The organism is Litoreibacter sp. (assembly GCF_058136045.1).
This window is the reverse complement of sequence record NZ_JBYVDD010000006.1, coordinates 130024-151360: the sequence shown is the minus strand read 5'-3', so window position 1 is coordinate 151360 and position 21337 is coordinate 130024. Positions and strand designations below refer to the sequence as shown.

The following is a 21337-nucleotide window of genomic DNA, read 5'->3' as shown; positions in this document are numbered from 1 at the left end:
TGCGCGACGGCGCTGTGTCGGCTTTGGTGTGCGCGGAACGGTCGGAATTTGAGGGACAATCAAAATGAGCTTCGGAGTGATGCCAGATGGCGCAGCGGTTGAGCGGCACCGGATTGAGGGCGGCGGGTTGGTGGCGCATGTGCTGTCTTATGGCGCGGTGTTGCAGGATTTGCGACTGGACGGGCATGAGGCGCCGCTGGTTCTGGGGTTTGAGGAATTTGCCCCCTACCTAATGGACAGCCCATACTTTGGCGCGATTGCCGGGCGCTGTGCGAACCGGATCGGCGAGGGGCGGTTCGAGCTGGATGGCAAAGCGTATCAAGTGGATCAAAACTTCCAAAGCCGCCACCATTTGCATGGCGGCGCGAAAGGCACGGGCAAGCGAAATTGGACGGTTGAGGTTGCGGCGAAGGACCGGATTACATTGCGCATAGATTTGGCTGACGGGGAGATGGGCTATCCGGGAAATATGGTCGTGCGCTGTACTTATGCCTGCCTCGCAGATGGGGTGTTTGACGTGCGCCTAGAGGCCGAGACCGATGCCCCGACGCTGTGCAATTTTGCCCACCATACCTATTGGAATTTGGACGGGGGGGCGACGACGCGTGATCACCTGATGCAGGTGGATGCGGATCGGATGACGGTGGTGGATGACGGGTTTATTCCGACAGGGGAAAGCCGCGATGTGAGTGGCACGCGTTATGATTTCCGCGCCGAGCGCCCTATTTATGACGACGTATTTATCGACCATAATCTATGCCTTTCAGACACGCGCCAAGGGCTGCGCCGGATCGGATCGCTACGATCTAGCCTGTCGGGGGTTGCGATGGAAGTGTGCAGCAGCGAGGCGGGGTTGCAGGTCTATGATGGCTTTAAATTGGACATCGCGCCGCCTGGGCTTGGCGGGCGGCAATACGGGGCAAATGCGGGGCTTGCATTGGAGCCTCAAGTCTGGCCGGATGCAATTAATCACAACGGGTTCCCAAGCGCGGTTTTGCGCCCCGGTGAGACCTACAAACAACACACGCAGTTTGCGTTTTCCAAAAGGTAAGTCGCTATGAGCTATACGAAATACATGAAGCAGGCCAATTTTATCAACGGCGCGTGGGTCGGTGCGGACAGTGGCAAAACATTGGACGTGACCAACCCCGCCACGGGGGAAGTGATTGGCACGGTGCCAGCCTGCGGCGAGGCGGAAACCAAGCGCGCGATTGATGCGGCTCATGGTGCATTCGACACCATGGCGGGCATGGCGTTGATGGAGCGGGTCGGGCTGTTGTGGAAGTTGCATGATGCGTTGATGGATAACCAAAAATCGCTGGCGGAATTATTGACAGTCGAGATGGGCAAACCCTTGGCCGAGGCGATGGGGGAGATTGGGATTGGCGCGGCCTATGTGCGCTGGTTCGCCGAAGAAGTGCGCCGCGCTAAGGGCGAGATTGTGCCCGCACCAACGAATGGGCGCCGCTTTTTGGTGACGAAACACCCCGTGGGCGTGGTGGGCATGATCACGCCGTGGAACTTCCCGTCGTCGATGTTGGCGCGCAAAATTGCGCCTGCGTTGGCTGTGGGATGCACGGTGATTGCGAAGCCTGCGAGTGCGACGCCATACAGCGGCTTGGCATGGGGTGCGCTGGCCGAAGAGGCGGGTTATCCGGCAGGTGCTGTCAACGTGGTGACGGGCTCAGCGCGCGCCATTGGTGGTGCGATTATGGAAGACGCGCGGGTGCGCAAGGTGACGTTCACCGGCTCGACTGAAGTGGGCAAGGAATTGATCCGGCAATCGGCTGCGACGGTGAAGAAAGTGTCGATGGAGTTGGGCGGAAACGCCCCGTTTTTGGTGTTCGATGACGCCGATGTGGACGCAGCGGTACAGGGCGCGATGGTGTCTAAATTTCGCAACTCTGGCCAGACCTGTGTCTGCGCTAACCGGATTTATGTGCAAGACGGTGTGTACGACGAATTCGTAGCCAAGCTGAAGGTTGCGGTTGAGAAGATGAAGGTCGGTGATGGTCGCGAGGCAGGGGTTGAACAAGGGCCGTTGATTGACATGGAGGCCGTTGAAAAAGTTGAAGCTTTCGTCGCGGATGCGGTGTCTAAGGGCGGTAAGGTCGTTACGGGTGGTGCGCGGCACGGCAATGGTCGCAGCTTCTTCGAGCCGACGATTGTGACCGAGGCTACGCAGGACATGAGCTTTGCTCGGGAGGAGATCTTCGGGCCATTGGCTCCGGTGTTCCGGTTTGTGAATGAGGATGATGCGATTGCATGGGCGAATGACACGGATTTCGGGTTGGCGTCTTATGCCTATACCCGCGATTTGGGGCGGGTCTTTAGGCTTAATGAAAAGCTGCAATATGGCATGATCGGGATCAATTCGGGGCTGATTACTACAGTTGAAGCCCCGTTTGGCGGGATGAAGGAAAGCGGGCTTGGCAAAGAGGGCGGCTCGCAGGGGTTGGAGGATTATATGGACACCAAATACACGGCGGTGGACTTTTGATCGGGTGCGAGATTCCGTATTTTTAAGAACAAAGAAGGGGCGCGGCTGTGCCCCTTCTTCTTGCGTTTGGGGCGGTTTCTGACAGGATTAGGGTATGAGAACAGCCGTTATTGATAATCTGCAATATGTGAATTGGTCCGAGACGGCCTTTCGCCAGCTTCGCAGTGGTGGCGTGGATGCGGTACATGTGACGATTGCCTATCATGAGAGTTTTCGCGAAGCGGTGTTAAATGTGTCGCAGTGGAATCGCTGGTTTGAGCAGTACCCGGAGTTGATTGTGCGTGGCACGACTGGCGATTGCGTGAGGCGGGCCATGGAGACGGGGCGCACGGCGGTGTTTTTCGGGTTTCAAAACCCGGCGCCGATTGAGGATGATATCGGGTTAATTGAAGTGTGGCACCAGTTGGGGCTGCGGTTCATGCAACTGACGTATAACAATCAATCGCTGCTGGCGACGGGGTGTTATGAAGATGACGACACCGGATTGACGCGGTTTGGCCGACAAGCGGTCAGCGAGATGAACCGGGTAGGGATGGTGGTTGATATGAGCCATTCCGGCGACCGATCAACGCTGGAGGCGATTGAGCGCTCCAGTCGCCCGATTGCGATCACTCATGCGAACCCGAAATGGTGGCACGCGGCGCTGCGCAACAAATCTGACGAGGTGTTGCGGGCTTTGACGGGGGCGGGCGGAATGTTGGGGTTCTCGATGTACCCGCATCACCTGAAAGACGGCACGGATTGCACGCTGGACAGCTTTTGTCAGATGATTGCGGAGGCCGCATCGCGCTATGGGGCGGAGACCCTAGGGATCGGCTCGGACCTTTGCCAAGACCAGCCGGACAGTGTGGTGACGTGGATGCGCAACGGGCGGTGGTCCAAGCAGGTGGACTACGGCGAGGGCTCTGCCGCGCAGGCCGGTTTTCCGCCGCAGCCGCCGTGGTTCAAGGACAACCGCGATATGCCGAACCTAAGCGTGGGGCTGCTGAGGGCGGGGTTTGATCCGGGCGAGGTCGAGGGGATCATGGGGGGCAACTGGTTGCGCTTTTATGATGCCTCGTTTGGTGGTGTTTTGTGAAAGCAGCGTTGCCGCCTCAGGTTGCGTTGCGCAGTCCCGATGTGGTGATGCGGCTGCAACGCATGGGGGCTATGTTTCCGTCACGGCTGAGTTTTCTGCGCAGCATTATCCGGCGGTTGGGCCGTGAGGATGCGCAGCTAACGCGGCCTGTTTGGGCCATGGATGGCGACGGGTTCGGGCACGCGGTTTATTCGATCTCGTTGGGCGGACATGTGTATTCTCTGGTGGCGTTTTCCAACAAATTGGCACCTGAGCAGCGCACGGACCGGGTGATTGCACAGGCTTGGGACGCTGCGTTTGTGCTTTATGACGGGGTGCCTGATGCGGCGGAAATTGCGCGACTGGCTTCGAGTGCGCCGCGCCAAGAAGCCGGACGGTTTACTAAGCGTGATCTGGTTTTAAGCCGCGCAAATAAGTCAGTACGTCTGTTTGCAGAGGTGGTGCAGGCGTTGCGAGAAGACCGCCAACCGGACGTTGGGATGATCGGTGATATTGGTTATTTAATGCGCACCACCGCCGTTTACGGGAACGGCAAGTTTGGCATCGCGGACCGCGCGGTGATTGCAGAACGCCCCGGCTTGGAAGGGCCATTCGCCGCTGAAATGCTAACGGTTTGGCTGATCCGGGGGTTTACCCATGATCTGGTTGAGCATGTGGGCGGGGCGCCGCTGGAACGCGCTTTAAAGCGACATTTGGGGATCGGAAACTCTACCGGATTGGGGATGGCCCCGTTTTTGGTGTCACATCCTGAGCTGTTGAACAATTGGGTGATGGCACGCGAAACCGCCCTTGCGCGGGTGCGTGCGGTGGCTGATTTGACGGGCGCACAAAGGGCGCGGATTATCGAGTTGGCGGGCCGTGCCGCGCAGCATTTACAGCAGTGGCGCGTGCCTGATGCGGAGCACCAGACGCGCATTGCGCAGGTGCAACGGGACTGGGCGGATTTAGTGCCGCAATTGGGGGAGCTGCTGGATCAGGCAAAGCCGCTGGATCAGGTGGTGCGGGTGGCTGAGGTGTTCTCGGTGGAATGTCAGGAGTTGGTGGTTTCACTGGTGCTGGAGCCGTTTGGCGCGCTGGTGGATGGGCTGGCGGGATGCATGGCCACGGGGTCTCGGGCGCCGTTGGATCCGACGATGAGGGTGGCGGATTTACGTGTGGCGATGGAGCGTGATTGCGTCTGGGCGCTGGGCTATGATTTTGGTGATCCGCGCGAGGACGCCCAGTTTTGGTATGTGAGTGAAGAAAAACAGGAGCCGAGGTTGGGCAAGCGGTATGAGGACGTGGGGGCAGATCTGGAAAGCCCGCTGGATATCGCGCGGCAAATGCAGGCGATGGCGGCTGATTTGGCGGGCAAGACTGGTGTGCTTGGCGACTTCTTGCGGACCTTCCCACAGCACCGGAGTGTGGCGCGGCGGGTGCAGCTTTTGATCACGCATCCTTATGGTGAGATTCGCGACAATTTGATTGGCGAGGGATGTAAGCCGATTGATATGTTGCGGTGCAAGTTGGCATTTTTCGGGGCGGCTAAATTTGACCCAAAATCGGACCGGTGGACGCGGATCACCTTGGCGCAGGGGGCGCCTTTGCATGATGAATTGGAGCGCGCTGATGACTGGTGGTTGCCAGTATTTGAGCCTGAGTTGAAATCATGAGCTGGATTGATGAGTTCTTGGCTGACGGGCCGGAGTATGCAGCCGAGCGGCGCTCGGAGGGCGAAGTGCAGGGGTTGCTATTGAAGGCGGGTACAGGGGCGGGGTTGCCGCTGGGCCATGCGCAGGATTTCGCCGGATTGGCGGCTTTATTGATGAGTGATCCGAAGCTGTTTGCGATGGCTGCGGCCGCGTTGGAGGGGCCGCATATGGCGGTCCGGTCCGAGGGCACAGCGGAGCATCGCGTGATTGAGGACGCGCGCATTGCCATGGCTGCGCCCGCGCTGGTGGATGCGTTTGTGTGCGGTGCTGCGCGGGTGGTTTTACACGGGCTGGACTGGCCGCAACTGCTATGGCCAGTCATGGTGCAGGCGGAAAAAGTCTACGGGGTGAAGGTTAAATTTGATCGGCCCGACGCGCAGACGGTCATGGTGTCAAAAGCAGCTAAGGGACTGGCTGCGTTGGGGGCACCGCAAGCCGTGCCACTGGTGCCGTTGAGCCGATTGGACGCGCTGGCGGCGAAGACGCTTGTGCCCGCCACGGATGCATCGCGGTTGTCTGGCGCGGGGGCCGGGTTGCAAGATAACGATTAGCGCAAAGCGGAGTTTTAGGTTTCCTGAAAGTGTCGCGTGACCGATGAATAAGGTTTGCGAAAGTGGCCCGCGTGACCGATGCCTATGGCAGTAGTTTGCAAGGGAGGCCGCGTGCCATGAAGCATCTCAAGACCCCGCTCGTTGATAAGTTGGACGCAGACAATAAGGCCCGCGCGATTGTTGAGGGCATGTTGGCCAATATTCGCAAGAATGGCGAGAAGGCCGTGCGTGACTATGCCAAAGAGCTGGACGGTTGGACCCAAGATTTTGCCCTGTCCGATGAGAAGAAAGCGCGGCTGATTGCGCAGGTCTCGGATCAGGCAAAGGAGGACATTCAGTTCGCGCACACCCAGATTATGCGCTTTGCCAAGGCGCAGCGGGCCAGCCTGACGGATTTTCAGCTAGAGACCGAACCGGGGGTGACCTTGGGCCAAAAATGCGTGCCGGTGGAGTGCGCGGGCTGCTACGTGCCGGGGGGGCGTTATGCGCATGTGGCCTCGGCGTTGATGAGCGTGGCGACGGCGCGCGCGGCGGGGGTGGCGTTCATCGTTGCCGCATCGCCGCCACGGGGTGATGCGATTGATCCGGCGGTGGCTTATGCAATGGATTTGGCGGGCGCGGATTTGATTTTGGAGATGGGTGGCGTGCAGGCTGTGGCGTCGATGGCTATGGGATTGTTTGGCGCGCGACCTGCGGATATTCTGGTCGGCCCCGGCAACGCATTTGTGGCGGAGGCGAAGTTGCAATTGTTCGGCGGCGTGGGGATCGACTTGTTCGCTGGCCCGACGGAAAGTGCAGTGATCGCCGACGAGACCGCCGACCCGATGACCGTTTCAATTGATCTGTTGTCACAGGCAGAGCATGGCACGACATCGCCCGTGTGGCTGTTTACCACGTCGCCTAGCCTTGCTGAGATTGTGAACCGCATTTTGCCCCAAATCGCCAATGATTGGCCGACGGGGGAGGTTGCTTTGGAAGCATGGGCGAACCACGGTGAGATTGTGATTTGTGATGACCGAGAGCAGATGGCAGAGGTGTCTGATCGCTATGCTTGCGAGCATTTACAGGTGCAGGCGGAAGATTTGGAGTGGTGGAAGGCGCGGCTGCGCAACTATGGCTCACTGTTTCTGGGCGAGGGCTCCACGGTGGCCCATGGCGACAAATGTTCCGGCACCAACCATATTTTGCCGACCCGTCAGGCGGCGCGCTATACGGGTGGGCTGAATGTGATGAAATTTCTGAAAATACTGACATGGCAGGAGATCGCGACAGATGCCGATCCGATGATGTCGTCGGTGGCCTCGCGGCTGTCACGCACCGAGGGGATGGATGCCCATGCGCGGGCTTGCGATTGGCGATTGCAGAAGTTTGGCGGGGATCGTGAGTGGGGGTTTGAAGTGGCCGAGCAAGAGCGGATTGAGTGACGTAGAGTGCAGTGGTCTAGCCCGTCATAAACACATCGTAGCGCGTTGATTTGCCCATAATTTGGTGCGAGCAGGCCCGTATCCCCTCAATAGGATCGGCCTTTGCCGGCCATTTTAGAACGACGCGATTGCTGGCGTTTTCCAGCGCCACACGCATCAAGTTGGCCGCGTCTTCATCGGTGCCGACGATCTCGCGGATTTGGCGTAGCTCGCGTTTGACCAAGGCCGAGTTTTTGCGGGCGGGGTGCATGGGGTCGATTAAGATGGCTTCCGCTGATAGCTGGGTTGAAAGATCGGGAAGCAGGTCTTTTGCGTCGCCTTTCATCAGCGTCATGCGGGCAACTATGTCGCGAAATTCACCGCCCTCAAGGGCAGCACGCTTAAGGCCCTCGGCCAAGAGGCGGTGCATTTGCTCCGAGCGCTCTATCAGCACCACATGCGCGCCAAGGGAGGCTAGCAAAAAGGCGTCGCGGCCCAAGCCAGCTGTGGCGTCCACAATCATCGGAGTTTTGCCAGCACGCAGCCCCATGGCCTTGGGCAAGGCCTGACCGCGCCCGCCACCAAAGCGCAGCCGATGGGCGACGGCGCCACCGATGAAATCAACCCGAAGGTCCGCTGCATTTTTGGTCATGTTCACGTGCCGCCAGTTCGCGTTTGGATCGCGAGTGACCTTAACGCTGGTCGTAGTAGAGGCCAACCACATGTTCCGCTTCGGCGAAGAAAAGCCAGCGTAGGGTTAGCGCGCCTGCGATGTGTAGAAGCAAAGCCAGCATCACGACGATGTGGCTGAAAGCGGGGATGGAGAGGATGATGAAGGGCAGGATCGAGACGCAAACAAGGCCAATGATGCGCAGGGTTCGGGCGTGTTTGCGGCCAATGACATGGACCATTTCTTTCATCAGGTAGTTGTCTGAGGAATGGGGGGCCTCGAACATGCGGACCTTGCCCATATGGCCCAGTCCAGTGGCGGTCTCGATACTAGAGCCGGAGCGTGCAAATTGCTTGTCACCGATGAGCCAGGTGACGCATTGGACCGCGCCTAGGATCAGCAAAAGCGGCGCGGCGATGGAGCTTTGCCCGGCAAAGAATGCACCGCCGGTGATCGCGTAGAGCAGGAAGGTTATGGGCGTGGTCCAATGGTGCCAACGTGGCACGGTTTTGATCTGGGTGTAGATCATCGAGGTGGCAAATATGGTGGCGAGGCAAAGCGCTGCGCCAAGCCAGCCCAATAGGGCCCAGCGGGTGTCAAAGAAGACGACACCGATGGCGTAGAGGCCCATGATACTAAGGGCTGCAACGGCGAGGCAGCCTTCGCGTGACAGCCAACTGGTGCGCCACTGCCTGAACGCCTTGAGGGCGCGTTTCGGGTTGCCAAGGTGGAAGGTCGAGGCGATCAGCCCACCGATGGCCAGCCCGTAGGCGAGTGCGAAAAAGATGAAGGCGATGAAGCCGGAATAGTCAGGCTTGCCGAAGCCGAGAAACGTGAGCATTCCAAAGCCAAGGCCAGAGAATACGGTGAAGAATATAATGGACGGTGCTGGATGCATTAGCCAATCCTCTCGAGCGTTTTATCAAGCCAGCCAAGGAAGCCCTGCGGCTCTGTGGCGATGGGGTGCAGGACGGGGGCAAGGATGTCGATTTTATCGTCCTTGGGGCGGGGGGGTAAGTATTTGTTAACCGGTTTGGTGCCCAGTTCTGGCATCAGGTCCATGCCACCGCGCGCTGCTACCAACTTGGAGACCTCAGAGGTTTCGTCACCCAAATCACCGAAGTGTCGCGCGCCCGCAGGGCAGGTGCGCACGCAGGTGGGTTCGCGGTCTTCCTCGGGCAGGTTCTTGTTGTAGATGCGGTCCACGCAAAGGGTGCATTTTTTCATCACGCCTTCGGCTTGGTCCAACTCGCGCGCGCCGTAAGGGCAGGCCCATGCGCATAGGCCGCAACCGATGCAATCGCTCTCGTTTACCAATACGATGCCGTCCTCGACACGCTTGTAGCTGGCCCCTGTTGGGCAGACGGTGACGCAGGGGGCGTCTTCGCAATGCAGGCAAGATTTGGGAAAGTGGACACTCATGGCCTCGCCGTGATCGGGCTGAACTTCGAAGCTGTGGACGCGGTTTAGGAACGTGCCAGATGGGTCCGCGCCATAGGGGTTTTGGTCCGACAGGGGCGCGCCGTAATTCTCGGTGTTCCAGCCTTTGCATGAGATCACGCAGGCATGGCATCCGACACAGGTATCAAGGTCGATAACAAGGCCGAGTTTTTTCTCGGTATGGGTTGGAAGTTGGGTCATGGTGTTGCCCCTATGCTAAAACAGGTGTCTGCGAAGGCGGCAAGATCCGCGTTGAAGCGATCAGATTCTTCCCAGAATGGCGCGTGCCCGGAGATCTCGTAGACCAGTTCGCGCGCGTTGGGGATGGTGGCCAAGGCCTGATCTGCCATGGGTTTTGGCGCAAGGCGCTCGTGCTGGCCCCATAAGATCAGGGCAGGTTTGGTCATCTTGGCGGCACTTGGTTGCCAGTCCTCTTGGCGCACCCGCGCGGCGTGGCGAACTTGTGGTGGGCAGAGCATGTTGAAGGCGGTCATCAGCGCCAAATCATGGGCAGGCAAGGGTGTCGCGACGCAGGCTTGGATGAAGCGGATCGTGGCTTCCAGCGCAGTGGCGTAATCGTCGGAATACATGCCCTCGGCCTTCACATCCAGATCTCCCATGCGCATTTTCCATGCCTCGGGAGGGGCGAATTTTCCGGTGGCAACTGCCGTGCCGATCAGGCAAATCCCACTGATAGCGGCGTCGCCATGCACGCGGATGTAGTCGTTCAAAACCCAGCCGCCCATGGACCAGCCGACCAGCAGAGGGTTGTCTAGGTTGAGGGCCTTGATGATGGCGTCAAAGTCGCCAGCCCAAGGGTGTGAATTGTTGTAGCTCTCCGCATCAAGCGGTTTGTCGGAGGCACCATGGCCGCGTAGGTCGGGGGCGATCAGGCGGTATTTATCGGCTAGCGGGCCGCTCATCTGGCGTGACCAACTGAGGTGATGTTGCGACCAGCCATGCACCAAAAGAAGGGGCGGTCCGTCGGGATTTCCGCCTTCAAAGGTGGCGATATTTACGCCGTTATGGCCTGTGATGTCGTGACGGATCATTTGCCGACCTTCCATGTCAATTGGCTTGGACCCGTGCCCACGGGTGACTTTTGTGCGGGCGTGTCGGGTTGGCTTTGGGAGGGCGGTACGGCTTTCTCGATGCGCACTTTTAGATCAAACCAAGCGGCTTGCCCAGTGATCGGATCGGAGTTCGACCAGCGCAGCCCGTCGCCTTTTGGGGGCAGTAATTCGTGGATCAGGTGGTTGAGCAAGAAACCTTTGGTGGTCTCGTCGGCACCTTCTTTCAACGCCCATGCGCCCTTGCGTTTGCCGATGGCGTTCCATGTCCAGACCGTGTTGGAATTGAGCGCGGCTTGCAGCGCCACGGGCACCACGATTTCGCCGTGGGGCGAGGTGACTCGTGCCCAATCGCCCTCGGAGAAGTTGTTGTTTTCCCAGATTTTGGTCGGCACATAGAGCGGGTTTCGGCCATGAATTTGGCGCAGCCACGCGTTCTGACCGCCCCATGAGTGGTACATCGCCATCGGGCGTTGGGTCAGGGCGGTGATGGGGAAATCATCGACCATGTTCTCGGCCTCGTTTGAGTACCAAATTGGCAGCGGGTCCATGGTGGCTTTGATCCGCTCGCGCAAATGCTCTGGCGGCTGGCGGGTGCCATGGCCCTCAGCCGCAAGTTGAAAACGACGCAGGGGTTCGACGTAGAGGTTGAACAGGTAGGGCTGGGGCTTGTCGAAGAAGGATTTTTTCACCGCCCAGTTTTGGTAATTCATGTTCCACGGCTTATAAAAGGCGGCGTCTTCGGGGACGTGTTCGACCCAATAGCCGCCATTCTCGATGTAGCGATCAAGCTGTTCGGGGTTGGCATCGCCGCGCCCGTGATCGTCGCCCGTGCCGCGAAAACCTGCTAGTGGGCCAACGCCGGGGCGGCGGATGTGGTTGGTGATGTAGTCGGCGTAATCTTGGTATTTCTGGCTGCCATCCTCGTTGATGAAACCGGGCAGGCCAAGGCGCGCGCCAAGATCGCACAGTGCCGATTGGAAGCCTTTGACGTTGCGGTCAGGCTCGACCACGGGCCAGCGAATTGCGTCGGCCACAGCGTCGGCCTCGCAGATCGGGCGGTCCAGCAGCGAGATGCAATCGTGGCGTTCCAGATAGGTGGTGTCGGGCAGGATCAGGTCGGCGTAGCTGACCATTTCCGAGGAATACGCATCGGAATAAATGATGTTGGGAATGACATAGGAGCCGTCATCATGGGTGTCGGTGAGCATGTCGATCACCCCGCCAGTGTTCATCGACGAGTTCCACGACATGTTGGCCATATACATAAATAGCGTGTCGATTTTATAGGGCGTTCCAGCGTGGGCGTTGGAAATCACCATGTGCATCATGCCGTGCGCGGACAGCGGGTTTTCCCATGTGAAGGCCTTGTCGATGCGCGCGGGCGAGCCGTCTTCTTTGAGGCAAAGATCATCGGGGCTATGGACAAACCCCAGATGCGGGCCGTCCAGTGCCTGGCCGGGTTTGACGTTGTAATGCGGCTTGGGATGAGCCTCGGGCGGTTTAGGGTATGGGGGTTTGAAGCGCATGCCGCCGGGGGTTTCGACCGAGCCGAGGATGATTTGCAAGACATGCAGTGCGCGGCAGGTTTGGAACCCGTTGGCATGGGCGGAAATCCCGCGCATGGCGTGGAAAGACACTGGGCGCCCGACCATTTTGCTATGCTTATTGCCACGAAAATCGGTCCATTCGCGGTCTAACTCGATGGATTGATTGAAGGCGGTATCGGCCAATTCAGCAGCGATGCGGCGGGTGCGTTCGGCGGAAATTCCGGTGCGTTCGGCCACGGCTTCAGGGGCATATTGCGGGTCGAGATATTTCTCGGCCATGTGCTGGAATACGGATCTGTGGGTGATGCCTGCTTCGCGCAGATTGCCTGCCAGATCAGGGGTCACGCCTTTGGCGTCATAGGCCGCGGGCTTGCCCGTGGTGCGGTCGATGACCATCAATTTGTTGTCGGCGTCGCGGAGCAGCAGGCCGAAATCCTCGGATGTTTCGTCGCCGTTCACCAGCACTGGAGCATTGGTGAACATCGCCAGATAGTCGAGGTCCAGCTTGCCTGCTTTGAACAGTTCATGGACCATGGCGAGGATGAACAGCCCGTCGGTGCCGGGATTGATGCCGACCCATTCATCGGCCACAGCGTTGTAGCCAGAGCGAATAGGGTTCACCCCAAAGACCTTGGCACCGCGCGCTTTGACCTTGCCCAGACCCATCTTGATCGGATTGCTGTCATGGTCTTCCGCCACGCCGAAAATCATCACCAGCTTGGTGCGGTCCCAATCCGGTTGCCCAAATTCCCAAAACGCGCCGCCCATGGTGTAGATGCCTGCGGTGGCCATATTGACCGAGCAAAAACCACCATGGGCCGCGTAGTTTGGCGTGCCAAAACCCTGTGCCCAAAGCGAGGTAAAGGATTGTGATTGGTCGCGGCCCGTGAAGAAAGCCAGCTTCTCGGGGGCCTCTTCGCGGATAGGTTTCAGCAGGGCGGTGGCGATGTCATAGGCTTCGTCCCAGCTGATTTCCTCAAATTCGCCAGAGCCGCGCGGGCCTGTGCGTTTCATCGGTGCGCGAAGCCGTGAGGGCGCGTTGTGCTGCATGATGCCAGCAGAGCCTTTGGCGCAGAGCACGCCCTTGTTGACGGGGTGATCACGGTTGCCTTCGATATAGGCGACCTTGCCGTCTTTCATGTGCACATTGATGCCGCAACGGCACGCGCACATGTAGCAAGTTGTCTTGCGGATCTCGTCGCTGACTTTGGGGGAGAGGTCGAGTATTGGCTGGTTCATGGCTGTTCTCTCCGGGGTTAGTTTATGATGGTTCGTGCCAGCCCAAGCGAGGCGAGGCCAAGCAAAAGGGTCAGGCAGAAGGGTTTGTAATATGGCTCTAGGCGCGGGATGAAAAATGCGCGCCCAACATAGAGGCCGATCAGCGTAGGCAGGATGAAAAACAGCCCGCGCGCGATGGCGACCTGATCCATGGTGCCGATGATTAAGTGGGTGATGAGACCTAAGCCCCCCGCGCCAAGCAGGTAGATCGACATGGAGCCGCGCATGGTGCGTGCGGGCAATTGGCGCGCTAGCATATAAAGCGCGATGAACATGCCGCCCGCGCCTGCGAACCCGGTGATGATGCCTGCCGCCAGGCCAGAGCTGTAGGTGCCTGTGGTGGTGGCGAGGAAAGGTATTTTTAGCTTAAGGAGCTGGCTGAGCGCGAGGATGATTAAAAGGGTAAGGGCGACGGCTTTGGAGGTCTCTGCTGCAAGTTGCATGTTGAGCAGGAGGCCGATGGGCAAGCCGCAACCAGAGCCGATTATCAGGCGCTTGGCGACGTTGGTATTGGCGTCTTTGAGGCCGCCTTTGAACATCGCCAGACTGCCCGCCATCTCTAGAAACCACAGCATTGGGATCAGTTGTAAAGGTGGCAGGATGAACACCGCGCTGGCCATGACAACTGCCGAGAGGCCGAAGCCGGAAAAGCCGCGCACCATGGCTGCCGCAAACGTGATGCCCGCAAGGATTGCAAGCTGTGTTGTGGTCAGATCGGTGAGGAGGCTGAGCAGGTTCATGCGGCGGCGTTCACAATGGCGGCAAGGCAAATAGAGGCGATGCGAGCAGCAGGAGGATCGGCGCGCGAGGTTAACAGAACCGGGACTTTTGCGCCCATAACGATGCCAGCCGCGCAGCCACCCGTAAGGTAGACCAGTGATTTGAACAATGAGTTTCCGGACACGATATCTGGCACAATGATGGCGTCGGCGTGACCTGCTACGGGATCAGCGGTTAGCTTTTTGGTGGCGACGGCGGCGGGTGATAAAATTAGGTCCAACGCCAAGGGGCCGGAGAAGTCGGCGTCCTTGATTTCAGCCTTCGCCCAAGTTGCTAACGCGTCACCATCCACCGAGGAAGGCACCGCAGGCAACACGGATTCCGTGGCCGAGAGATAGGCCACTTTGGGGCGCGAGTTGCCCAGCATATGCAAGAGCTTAACGACTTCTCGGGTGGCGTCTTGGCGGGTCTCGAGGTTGGGGGCCACGTTGACAGCGGCGTCTGAGATGGTGATCGACGGGCCGCCATCGGGGTGGGTGATGTGGAAGATATGCACAAGGCGATTGCCCGTGCGCAGGCCTGCATCTCGCGACAAGGCGGCGCGCATAAACATGTCGGTATGCAACTGGCCTTTCATCATGACATCGGCGCGCCCCGACCCGCAGGCCATGGCGGCGGCTTTGCCACTTTCTGCCTCGCCCTCGGCCTCGATGATCTGGAATTGCGATATGTCCCAGTTGAGTTTTTCCGCCTCGGCCTCGATCAATGTGCGCTCGCCCGTGAAGACTGGTTCCATGATGTTGGCTTGCGTTGCTTCATGGGCGGCCTGCATGGGCAGCGGCGCGCCAGCGCGTGCGATTGCAACACGCGGCGAGGGGGCTTTTTGGGCCATGTCGAGAAGCCAGCCGGGGCAGGTGGCGTCGCGGGTAGATATGAAGGGATGGGAAGATGGCATGGGCTATCCTCGCTTTCTGGTTCGAGTGTGATTGCCCATCACTTTACTGGCCCTATGCACGGGCGCCACATCTGTTTTCGGGCGTGTCATCATGCAGTTTCCAGCCAAAGTATTCCGGCTAAAACCAAGCCGGCAATAAAGATCGTCTCAAGGATGATCAGGATGATGGCCTGCCCGCCGACCTCGAAAATACGCTTGAGCGAGGTTTTGATGCCGACGGCGGCAATGGCAATGAGCAGCGCCCAGCTGGAGGCTTGGCTCATGAATTGGATCAGGCTTTGCGGCAGTACCCTTGCGGAATTGAGTGCGGCGAACCCAAGAAACATGACGACGAAGAACGGCATTAAGGTGGGGCGCTCTGCGCTGGTTTGTGACGTATTGGCGAACTGGCGCACGCCCAAGGCGATGACCAAAACCACAGGTGCCAGCATGGTGACGCGGATCAGCTTGACCAATGTGGCGACCTCTCCGGTCTCTTGGGAGACCGAGAAGCCAGCGCCGACAACTTGGGCCACATCATGGATGGTGCCGCCCAAAAAGACGCCGATAGAACGGTCATCAAGATCAAAGAACAAGGTCGCCAAGGGGTAGATCACCATGGCGACGGTGCTCAGGACGGTGACGCCAAGGACGGTAAAAATCAGGTTGCGCTCGGAGTGCTCGTTCTTGGGAAGAACGGCAGAAATTGCCATGGCGGCGGAGGCCCCGCAGATGGCAACTGAGCCACCCGTGAGCAGCCCGAAACGCCAGCCGCGACCTAGAAGACGCGCGGCGATATAGCCAAACAGAAGGGTGGCAATGACGCCGCCGATGACCAACGCAATGAGGTCCGCGCCAAGGCCGAGCAACAACTCGACACTGATCCGCGCACCTAGCAAAGCGACGCCGACCCGAAGGACGCTGCGCGAGGTGAACTCGATGCCTTCGGCGCATTTTTGGTCCTCAGACAAGAAGTGGAAAGCAATGCCCAAAAGTAGGGCCATAAGCATGGCGGGCGCGCCGTAATGCTCGGACAGGAATTTGGCGGTGATGGCGATCACGGTGGCGACCATGAAGCCCGGCCAAAGGCGTCTGCTGGATGCGGGAAGGGTAGCAAGCGACTGCAACATTTTGAGGAGTTTTCCTTTCTGCTGGATGTCTACGTAGGGCGGCTTGGCCTTGCGAAACATCTGGCTGGGCAGTCGCTGAAGGGGGTGGTCGGCCCAGAGATCGGGCCGACCGTGTTCATGTGTGGGGGGTTAAAAGTCGATCATATCGGCGGCGGTGACGCCTGCGACGGAGACCGGCTTTTTCATCGCGTCGCGGCGGAATGGCTCGCCCAACTCTTGGTTCAAAAGAACCTCGATGAAGGTGGTCACATTGCCGGTCATCTGGCCTTTGATCGCGGTATCAAGCGCCTCGGTCAATTCGGCCATGGTGGTGACTTGCACGCCCTTTAGGCCGCAAGCATCCGCAATTTTGGCGTAGGAGACGTTGGTGTCCAACTCGGTGCCGACGAAGTTGTCATCGAACCAAAGCGTGGTGTTACGCTTCTCTGCGCCCCATTGGTAATTGCGGAAAATAACCATGGTCATGGCGGGCCAGTCGCCGCGCCCGACCGAGACCATTTCGTTCATTGAGATACCGAATGCACCGTCCCCGGCAAAGCCTACAACAGGCACGTCGGGGCAGCCAATTTTAGCGCCACAGATCGCTGGAAAGCCATACCCACAAGGGCCAAACAGGCCCGGCGCCAGATATTTTCGACCTTGCTCAAACGACGGGTAAGCGTTGCCGATGGCGCAGTTGTTGCCAATGTCAGACGAGATGATCGCGTCTTTTGGGAGCGCGGTTTGGATCGCGCGCCATGCCATACGGGGCGACATTTTTTCTGGCTCGCGGGTGCGGGCGCGCTCGTTCCATGTGGTGCCCGGATCGTCGTCTTCGTGGTCCAGCGAGGTGAGTTCCTGCGCCCAAGCAGACTTGGTTTGCGCGATTAGCGCCTTGCGCTCGGCGCGGCCTGCGTCGCCTGCACTGCCAGCCAATTGGGATAAAATGCCGTTGGCAACTTTGCGCGCGTCACCAACGATGCCGACGGTGACATTTTTGGTCAGCCCGATCCGGTCGGGGTTCAGGTCAACTTGGATGATCTTCGCCTCTGTCGGCCAGTAGTCGATGCCGTAGCCGGGCAGGGTGGAGAACGGGTTTAGACGTGTGCCAAGGGCCAGCACGACGTCGGCCTTGGAGATCAACTCCATCCCAGCTTTTGAGCCGTTGTAACCCAGCGGGCCAGCAAACAGCGGGTGATTTCCGGGGAAGGCGTCATTGTGCTGGTAGCCGACGCAAACAGGTGCATCCAAGGCTTCGGCCAGCTTCATCGAGGCGTCGATGCCACCTGCGAGAACCACGCCAGCACCGTTCAAAATGACGGGAAATTTGGCGGAGGACAGCAGCTCGGCCGCGGTTTTGATTGCGCCTTCACCGCCTGCGGGGCGCTCGAATTCGACCTTAATGGGCAGCTCAATGTCGATCACTTGGGTCCAGAAATCGCGCGGGATGTTGATCTGGACAGGGGCAGACGCGCGGTGCGCTTGCATGATGCAGCGGTTCAATGTTTCGGCGATGCGAGTTGGGTCGCGGACCTCTTCTTGGTAGGCGACGCAATCTTTGAACAGGTTCATCTGCTCCATCTCTTGGAAGCCACCCTGACCGATGGTTTTATTGGCCGCCTGAGGCGTGACCAGCAGCAATGGCGTGTGGTTCCAATAGGCGGTTTTGACGGAGGTAACGAAGTTGGTAATGCCGGGGCCGTTTTGCGCGATCATCATCGACATCTCGCCGGTGGCACGGGTGTAGCCGTCGGCCATCATGCCCGCGGTCATCTCGTGGGCGCAGTCCCAAAACTTGATGCCAGAGGTCGGAAACAGGTCTGAAATTGGCATCATGGCCGAGCCGATAATGCCAAAAGCGTGGCGGATACCATGCATTTGCAGGGTTTTGACGAAGGCTTCTTCAGTCGTCATCTTCATGGGGATAATCTCCAGATGGGTATGGGCAGCACGTAGCTACCCCTTTGCAGGCTTCTGGATCGACGCTAGGCTGAGGGGAGAGTTGTTGTTATGACCAGATTTATTGGTCTATATATCCAATAATATTTTAAAATATGTGCATTTATCTAAAAATATGTGATTTCTGCGAGGTGGTTTAGTCTCAAAAATCACTAATTCAGCGTAATATTTGCTTTATTTCTTCGGCAATCAGGGCTGCCCCAGGTGAAATTTTGGCGGCCCCTATTGAGGAATACGCTAGCCTGTAATGCTTATACTCGCGCTGTTTTCCCTCGCAAAATGCGGCGCCAGGTTCGATCAGGACAGATTTTGCCCGCAACCGTTCGGCCAATTGCGTGGTGTCGACGCCATCGGGGGCACGCATCCAGTAGCTAGAGCCGCCAAACGCGCCAGCACCAGCAACGGTGAGGCCATGTTCTGCTAGGGCAAGGTCCATGATGCGGCGGCGGTCATGTAGGGCGTTACGCAGACGGCGGACCAAGGCGTCGTAATGGCCAAGGGACAGAAAATATGCGGCGGTGCGTTGCATGTGGCCGGGGGGGTGACGCAACACGGCAGAGCGCAGGGCGCGCGCCTCGCGGATGAAGGGCGCGGGACCGACGAGATAACCCAAACGCAGACCGGGAAACAGGGATTTGGAGAAAGAGCCGACGTAGATAACGCGCCCCTCGTCGTCTAGGGATTTGAGCGCGGGAGAGGGCGGCTTGAGGAAGGACATCTCAAACTCATAATCATCCTCGACGATCAGAAAGTCATCTTCCGAGGCACGTTTCAGCAACTCTTTACGCCGCGAAATCGGCATGGTGGAGGCGGTGGGGCATTGGTGGCTGGGGGTGGTGAAAACCACATCCGTTTCGGGGGGGATCAGGTCAGGAGGTAAGCCGTCACTGTCCACGGGAATTCCGATGCGGTGGCAGCGAGATTGGTGCAAAATGGTGCGCAGACCGGGGTAGCAAGGGTCTTCATAGGTGGCAGTGCGACGCTGGGTGAGCAGAACTTGAGCCGCAAGCCACAGGGCATTTTGCGCGCCAACTGTGATCAGAATTTCGTCGGGGTTTGCCAAAATACCACGTCTTGGCAGGGTGTTTCGGGCAATGAATTCCAGCAATTGCGGATCGTCCCGATCACCTTGATCGGCAGTCAGGCTGTCAAAGTCCCGGTGGCCAAGGGCGCGCACGGCACAGAGTCGCCAGTTTTGACGGTCAAACAGAGAAGGGTCTACTTGGCCGTAAAGAAAGGGATATTTGTACTTTCTCCAATCCACTGGCTTCTCGATTTGCAACGTGCCGGAGAAACGATTGCCAATAGCGCGCGACCAATCGACGGTATCGGTGGAAGAGCGGGGGCGGAGTTGCGGCGGCTCTGGGGCGTTTTGCGAGACAAAGTAGCCGGAACGCCCGGCGGAGGAGAGGTAGTCGTCGGCCATCAACTCGTTATAGGCGAGGGTCACGGTGATGCGACTGACGCCGAGATGTTGCGCAAGTTTGCGCGATGAGGGCAGCTTTTCACCGGGGCGGAAGCGGCCAGCAAGGATGCCGCCAGCAACCATCTGCTGGATTTGCTGCTGGAGCGTGCCCTCGAATGAGGGGTCCAGGAAGAAGGTTTCAACGGCGATGGGCATATGCTGGCTGGCCTTATGGGCGGTGTAATGTGGATATACACGTAATTGCGGGGTCGCGGAAGGCTGCATGCTGGGGGGAAGGGAGAGGGCGCGTATCAGTGAAAAGCCCGCTCCTTTCTAATATAAAGAGCGGGCTTTGCTTAGGTAGGAAATGTGATGGGAGTTTAACCCATCACCGCCGTCAACGCGCCATCAACGGATGTGATGATCTCGTCGATGTCATCCTTGGTGGTGATTAGTGCGGGCGAGAAGCAAAGCGTGTTGTTGAACCCCGGCACCGAGCGGTTGGTCATGCCGATTATGACGCCGTCTTTTGCCATGCAATGACCGGTAACAGCGGCGACGATTTTCTCGGACAGAGGTTCGCGCGTGGTGCGATCTGCGACCAGCTCTGCGCCTAGGAACAGGCCCTTGCCGCGCACATCGCCAACACAGGGGTGTTTGTCTTTCAATACCTCTAGTTGGGCGAGCATATAGTCGCCCATAACAGTGGTGTTTTCGAGGAGGTTTTCATCCTCAAGGATGCGCATATTTTCTATCGCGGCGGCCGGACCTGCGGTGCAGCCACCAAAGGTAGAGATGTCGCGGAAATAGTTGAGCGGGTCGGAGCTGTCATCTTTGAACATATCAAAGACGGCTTCGGTTGTGACGCAGCACGAGATGGCGGCGTAGCCGGATGCGACACCTTTGGCCATGGTGACGATGTCAGGTTTCACGCCGTAATGTTGGTAGCCAAACCATGTGCCGGTGCGCCCCATGCCGCAAACGACTTCGTCGATATGCAAAAGGATATCGTATTTTTTGCAGATTTCCTGCACGCGGTCCCAATAGCCTTGGGGTGGTGTGATGACGCCGCCGCCTGCGGTGACAGGTTCCAGGCACAGCGCGCCAACGGTGTCCGCGCCTTCGCGTAAAATTACGTCTTCGATCGCGTTGGCAGCGGCGATGCCGTATGCCTCGCCGGATAAATCACCAAGGCCATGATCCATGGCGCGGTATTCTAGGCAATGGGGGACTTTAATGAAGCCGGGGGTGAAGGGGCCATATTGCGCGCCGCGCTCGTCTTGGCCACCGCCCGAGAGGCAGGCAATAGTGGTGCCGTGATAGTCGCGGTCGCGGTAGAGGATTTTGTATTTTTTGCCGCCATAGCGTTTATGGGCAATTTGGCGAACCATTTTGAAGCCCTTCTCATTGGCTTCAGAACCGGAGTTTGCGTAATAGACGCGGCTAAGACCAGGCATTTTGGCGATTAGTTTTTCCGAGAATAGCGCGCCGGGGATTGAGCCTGCGGTGCCGCCGAAGAAGTTCATTTTGACCAATTGATCACGGACCGCATTGGCGATGCTTTCGCGGCCATACCCAACATTGACGGTCCAAACGCCGCCAGAGACGGCATCAAGATGCTTGCGACCGTTTTGGTCCCAGATATGCATGCCTTTGCCTTCGACCATGATTTTTGGGTCGGTTTGACCTGCGTCAGCCATGTAACCCGCGTGCTGGCTAAGGTGATGCCAAACATGGGCGCGGTCGGCCTCGACAACGCCAGAGAGATCATTGCTTTGTAGGGTGCCGTCCATGTTTGTCTCCTGAATCTAATGGGGCCGGAAGGGGAACTACATGAATATCCCCGACGATTCTTGTTACTAGGCTAAAAGTTTAGCGCCTATTAGCAAGCTGCATGGATTATGAGCGCGCAATAGGGCCAGAATCTGGCGACGAATAAGGCCAAATTTTTGGGTAGACGGTAAGGAATTTGGTGGAAT

General features: G+C 58.4%; 17 protein-coding genes. 6 read left to right on the top strand and 11 right to left on the bottom strand.

The window, feature by feature from the left end; translation table 11 throughout:
- Positions 1-64 precede the first annotated feature (64 nt).
- The 6 genes from AC3Y7R_RS09135 (at position 65) to hisD (ending at position 7244) form a co-directional block, all read left to right on the top strand.
- Positions 65-1051, top strand: a complete 987-nt coding sequence (locus tag AC3Y7R_RS09135; protein ID WP_490041728.1) for an aldose epimerase family protein — start codon at positions 65-67, stop codon at positions 1049-1051.
- 6 nt (positions 1052-1057) lie between these two features.
- Positions 1058-2500: an NAD-dependent succinate-semialdehyde dehydrogenase gene (locus AC3Y7R_RS09130; protein WP_490041727.1), complete on the top strand. Its 1443-nt coding sequence runs from the start codon at positions 1058-1060 to the stop codon at positions 2498-2500.
- Positions 2501-2594: 94 nt separating this feature from the next.
- The gene (locus tag AC3Y7R_RS09125; RefSeq protein WP_490041726.1) at positions 2595-3578 is read left to right on the top strand and encodes a membrane dipeptidase; all 984 of its coding nucleotides are present in this window, start codon (positions 2595-2597) and stop codon (positions 3576-3578) included.
- Between the two features lie 47 nt (positions 3579-3625).
- Positions 3626-5230, top strand: coding sequence for a hypothetical protein (locus tag AC3Y7R_RS09120; protein WP_490042014.1), 1605 nt, complete (start codon positions 3626-3628; stop codon positions 5228-5230).
- Entirely contained in the window at positions 5227-5820 is a 594-nt protein-coding gene (locus tag AC3Y7R_RS09115; RefSeq protein WP_490041725.1) for a hypothetical protein, read from the top strand. The genes AC3Y7R_RS09120 and AC3Y7R_RS09115 overlap by 4 nt, the downstream gene beginning before the upstream one ends.
- A gap of 116 nt (positions 5821-5936) precedes the next feature.
- Positions 5937-7244, top strand: a complete 1308-nt coding sequence (gene hisD / locus AC3Y7R_RS09110; protein WP_490041724.1) for a histidinol dehydrogenase — start codon at positions 5937-5939, stop codon at positions 7242-7244.
- 16 nt (positions 7245-7260) lie between these two features.
- On the opposite strand, the gene AC3Y7R_RS09105 is transcribed toward hisD, so the two are convergent.
- The 11 genes from AC3Y7R_RS09105 to AC3Y7R_RS09055 all read right to left on the bottom strand — a co-directional run bounded on the left by AC3Y7R_RS09105 (position 7261) and on the right by AC3Y7R_RS09055 (position 21151).
- The gene (locus AC3Y7R_RS09105) at positions 7261-7875 is read right to left on the bottom strand and encodes a class I SAM-dependent methyltransferase (protein WP_490041723.1); all 615 of its coding nucleotides are present in this window, start codon (positions 7873-7875) and stop codon (positions 7261-7263) included.
- 40 nt (positions 7876-7915) lie between these two features.
- Positions 7916-8791 (bottom strand): dimethyl sulfoxide reductase anchor subunit family protein, encoded by an 876-nt coding sequence (locus AC3Y7R_RS09100; protein ID WP_490041722.1) that lies wholly within the window; start codon positions 8789-8791, stop codon positions 7916-7918.
- On the bottom strand, positions 8791-9534 hold the full coding sequence (locus AC3Y7R_RS09095; RefSeq protein WP_490041721.1) for a 4Fe-4S dicluster domain-containing protein: 744 nt from the start codon (positions 9532-9534) through the stop codon (positions 8791-8793). Before AC3Y7R_RS09095 ends, AC3Y7R_RS09100 begins: the two co-directional genes overlap by 1 nt.
- Complete coding sequence (locus AC3Y7R_RS09090) at positions 9531-10400, bottom strand: alpha/beta fold hydrolase (protein WP_490041720.1); 870 nt, start codon at positions 10398-10400, stop codon at positions 9531-9533. The genes AC3Y7R_RS09095 and AC3Y7R_RS09090 overlap by 4 nt, the downstream gene beginning before the upstream one ends.
- Positions 10382-13192 carry a molybdopterin oxidoreductase family protein gene (locus AC3Y7R_RS09085; RefSeq protein ID WP_490041719.1) on the bottom strand — a complete coding sequence of 937 codons (2811 nt, stop codon included), beginning with the start codon at positions 13190-13192 and terminating at the stop codon, positions 10382-10384. The genes AC3Y7R_RS09090 and AC3Y7R_RS09085 overlap by 19 nt, the downstream gene beginning before the upstream one ends.
- 17 nt (positions 13193-13209) lie before the next feature.
- Positions 13210-13971 carry a TSUP family transporter gene (locus AC3Y7R_RS09080; protein WP_490041718.1) on the bottom strand — a complete coding sequence of 254 codons (762 nt, stop codon included), beginning with the start codon at positions 13969-13971 and terminating at the stop codon, positions 13210-13212.
- Positions 13968-14906 (bottom strand): phosphate acyltransferase, encoded by a 939-nt coding sequence (locus AC3Y7R_RS09075; RefSeq protein WP_490041717.1) that lies wholly within the window; start codon positions 14904-14906, stop codon positions 13968-13970. Before AC3Y7R_RS09075 ends, AC3Y7R_RS09080 begins: the two co-directional genes overlap by 4 nt.
- A gap of 89 nt (positions 14907-14995) precedes the next feature.
- Positions 14996-16015 carry a YeiH family protein gene (locus AC3Y7R_RS09070; RefSeq protein ID WP_490041716.1) on the bottom strand — a complete coding sequence of 340 codons (1020 nt, stop codon included), beginning with the start codon at positions 16013-16015 and terminating at the stop codon, positions 14996-14998.
- Positions 16016-16144: 129 nt separating this feature from the next.
- The gene (gene xsc / locus AC3Y7R_RS09065) at positions 16145-17914 is read right to left on the bottom strand and encodes a sulfoacetaldehyde acetyltransferase (protein WP_490041715.1); all 1770 of its coding nucleotides are present in this window, start codon (positions 17912-17914) and stop codon (positions 16145-16147) included.
- Between the two features lie 196 nt (positions 17915-18110).
- Complete coding sequence (gene pdxR / locus AC3Y7R_RS09060) at positions 18111-19574, bottom strand: MocR-like pyridoxine biosynthesis transcription factor PdxR (protein WP_490041714.1); 1464 nt, start codon at positions 19572-19574, stop codon at positions 18111-18113.
- 164 nt (positions 19575-19738) lie between these two features.
- The gene (locus AC3Y7R_RS09055; protein WP_490041713.1) at positions 19739-21151 is read right to left on the bottom strand and encodes an aminotransferase family protein; all 1413 of its coding nucleotides are present in this window, start codon (positions 21149-21151) and stop codon (positions 19739-19741) included.
- Positions 21152-21337: the final 186 nt, after the last annotated feature.

What these genes read in the sequence shown, in the direction of transcription:
- AC3Y7R_RS09135 (WP_490041728.1), top strand. Translation starts at nt 65, where the DNA reads ATGAGCTTCGGAGTGATGCCAGATGGCGCAGCGGTTGAGCGGCACCGG.
- AC3Y7R_RS09130 (WP_490041727.1), top strand. Translation starts at nt 1,058, where the DNA reads ATGAGCTATACGAAATACATGAAGCAGGCCAATTTTATCAACGGCGCG.
- AC3Y7R_RS09125 (WP_490041726.1), top strand. Translation starts at nt 2,595, where the DNA reads ATGAGAACAGCCGTTATTGATAATCTGCAATATGTGAATTGGTCCGAG.
- AC3Y7R_RS09120 (WP_490042014.1), top strand. Translation starts at nt 3,626, where the DNA reads ATGCGGCTGCAACGCATGGGGGCTATGTTTCCGTCACGGCTGAGTTTT.
- AC3Y7R_RS09115 (WP_490041725.1), top strand. Translation starts at nt 5,227, where the DNA reads ATGAGCTGGATTGATGAGTTCTTGGCTGACGGGCCGGAGTATGCAGCC.
- hisD (WP_490041724.1), top strand. Translation starts at nt 5,937, where the DNA reads ATGAAGCATCTCAAGACCCCGCTCGTTGATAAGTTGGACGCAGACAAT.
- AC3Y7R_RS09105 (WP_490041723.1), bottom strand. Translation starts at nt 7,875, where the DNA reads ATGACCAAAAATGCAGCGGACCTTCGGGTTGATTTCATCGGTGGCGCC.
- AC3Y7R_RS09100 (WP_490041722.1), bottom strand. Translation starts at nt 8,791, where the DNA reads ATGCATCCAGCACCGTCCATTATATTCTTCACCGTATTCTCTGGCCTT.
- AC3Y7R_RS09095 (WP_490041721.1), bottom strand. Translation starts at nt 9,534, where the DNA reads ATGACCCAACTTCCAACCCATACCGAGAAAAAACTCGGCCTTGTTATC.
- AC3Y7R_RS09090 (WP_490041720.1), bottom strand. Translation starts at nt 10,400, where the DNA reads ATGGAAGGTCGGCAAATGATCCGTCACGACATCACAGGCCATAACGGC.
- AC3Y7R_RS09085 (WP_490041719.1), bottom strand. Translation starts at nt 13,192, where the DNA reads ATGAACCAGCCAATACTCGACCTCTCCCCCAAAGTCAGCGACGAGATC.
- AC3Y7R_RS09080 (WP_490041718.1), bottom strand. Translation starts at nt 13,971, where the DNA reads ATGAACCTGCTCAGCCTCCTCACCGATCTGACCACAACACAGCTTGCA.
- AC3Y7R_RS09075 (WP_490041717.1), bottom strand. Translation starts at nt 14,906, where the DNA reads ATGCCATCTTCCCATCCCTTCATATCTACCCGCGACGCCACCTGCCCC.
- AC3Y7R_RS09070 (WP_490041716.1), bottom strand. Translation starts at nt 16,015, where the DNA reads ATGTTGCAGTCGCTTGCTACCCTTCCCGCATCCAGCAGACGCCTTTGG.
- xsc (WP_490041715.1), bottom strand. Translation starts at nt 17,914, where the DNA reads ATGAAGATGACGACTGAAGAAGCCTTCGTCAAAACCCTGCAAATGCAT.
- pdxR (WP_490041714.1), bottom strand. Translation starts at nt 19,574, where the DNA reads ATGCCCATCGCCGTTGAAACCTTCTTCCTGGACCCCTCATTCGAGGGC.
- AC3Y7R_RS09055 (WP_490041713.1), bottom strand. Translation starts at nt 21,151, where the DNA reads ATGGACGGCACCCTACAAAGCAATGATCTCTCTGGCGTTGTCGAGGCC.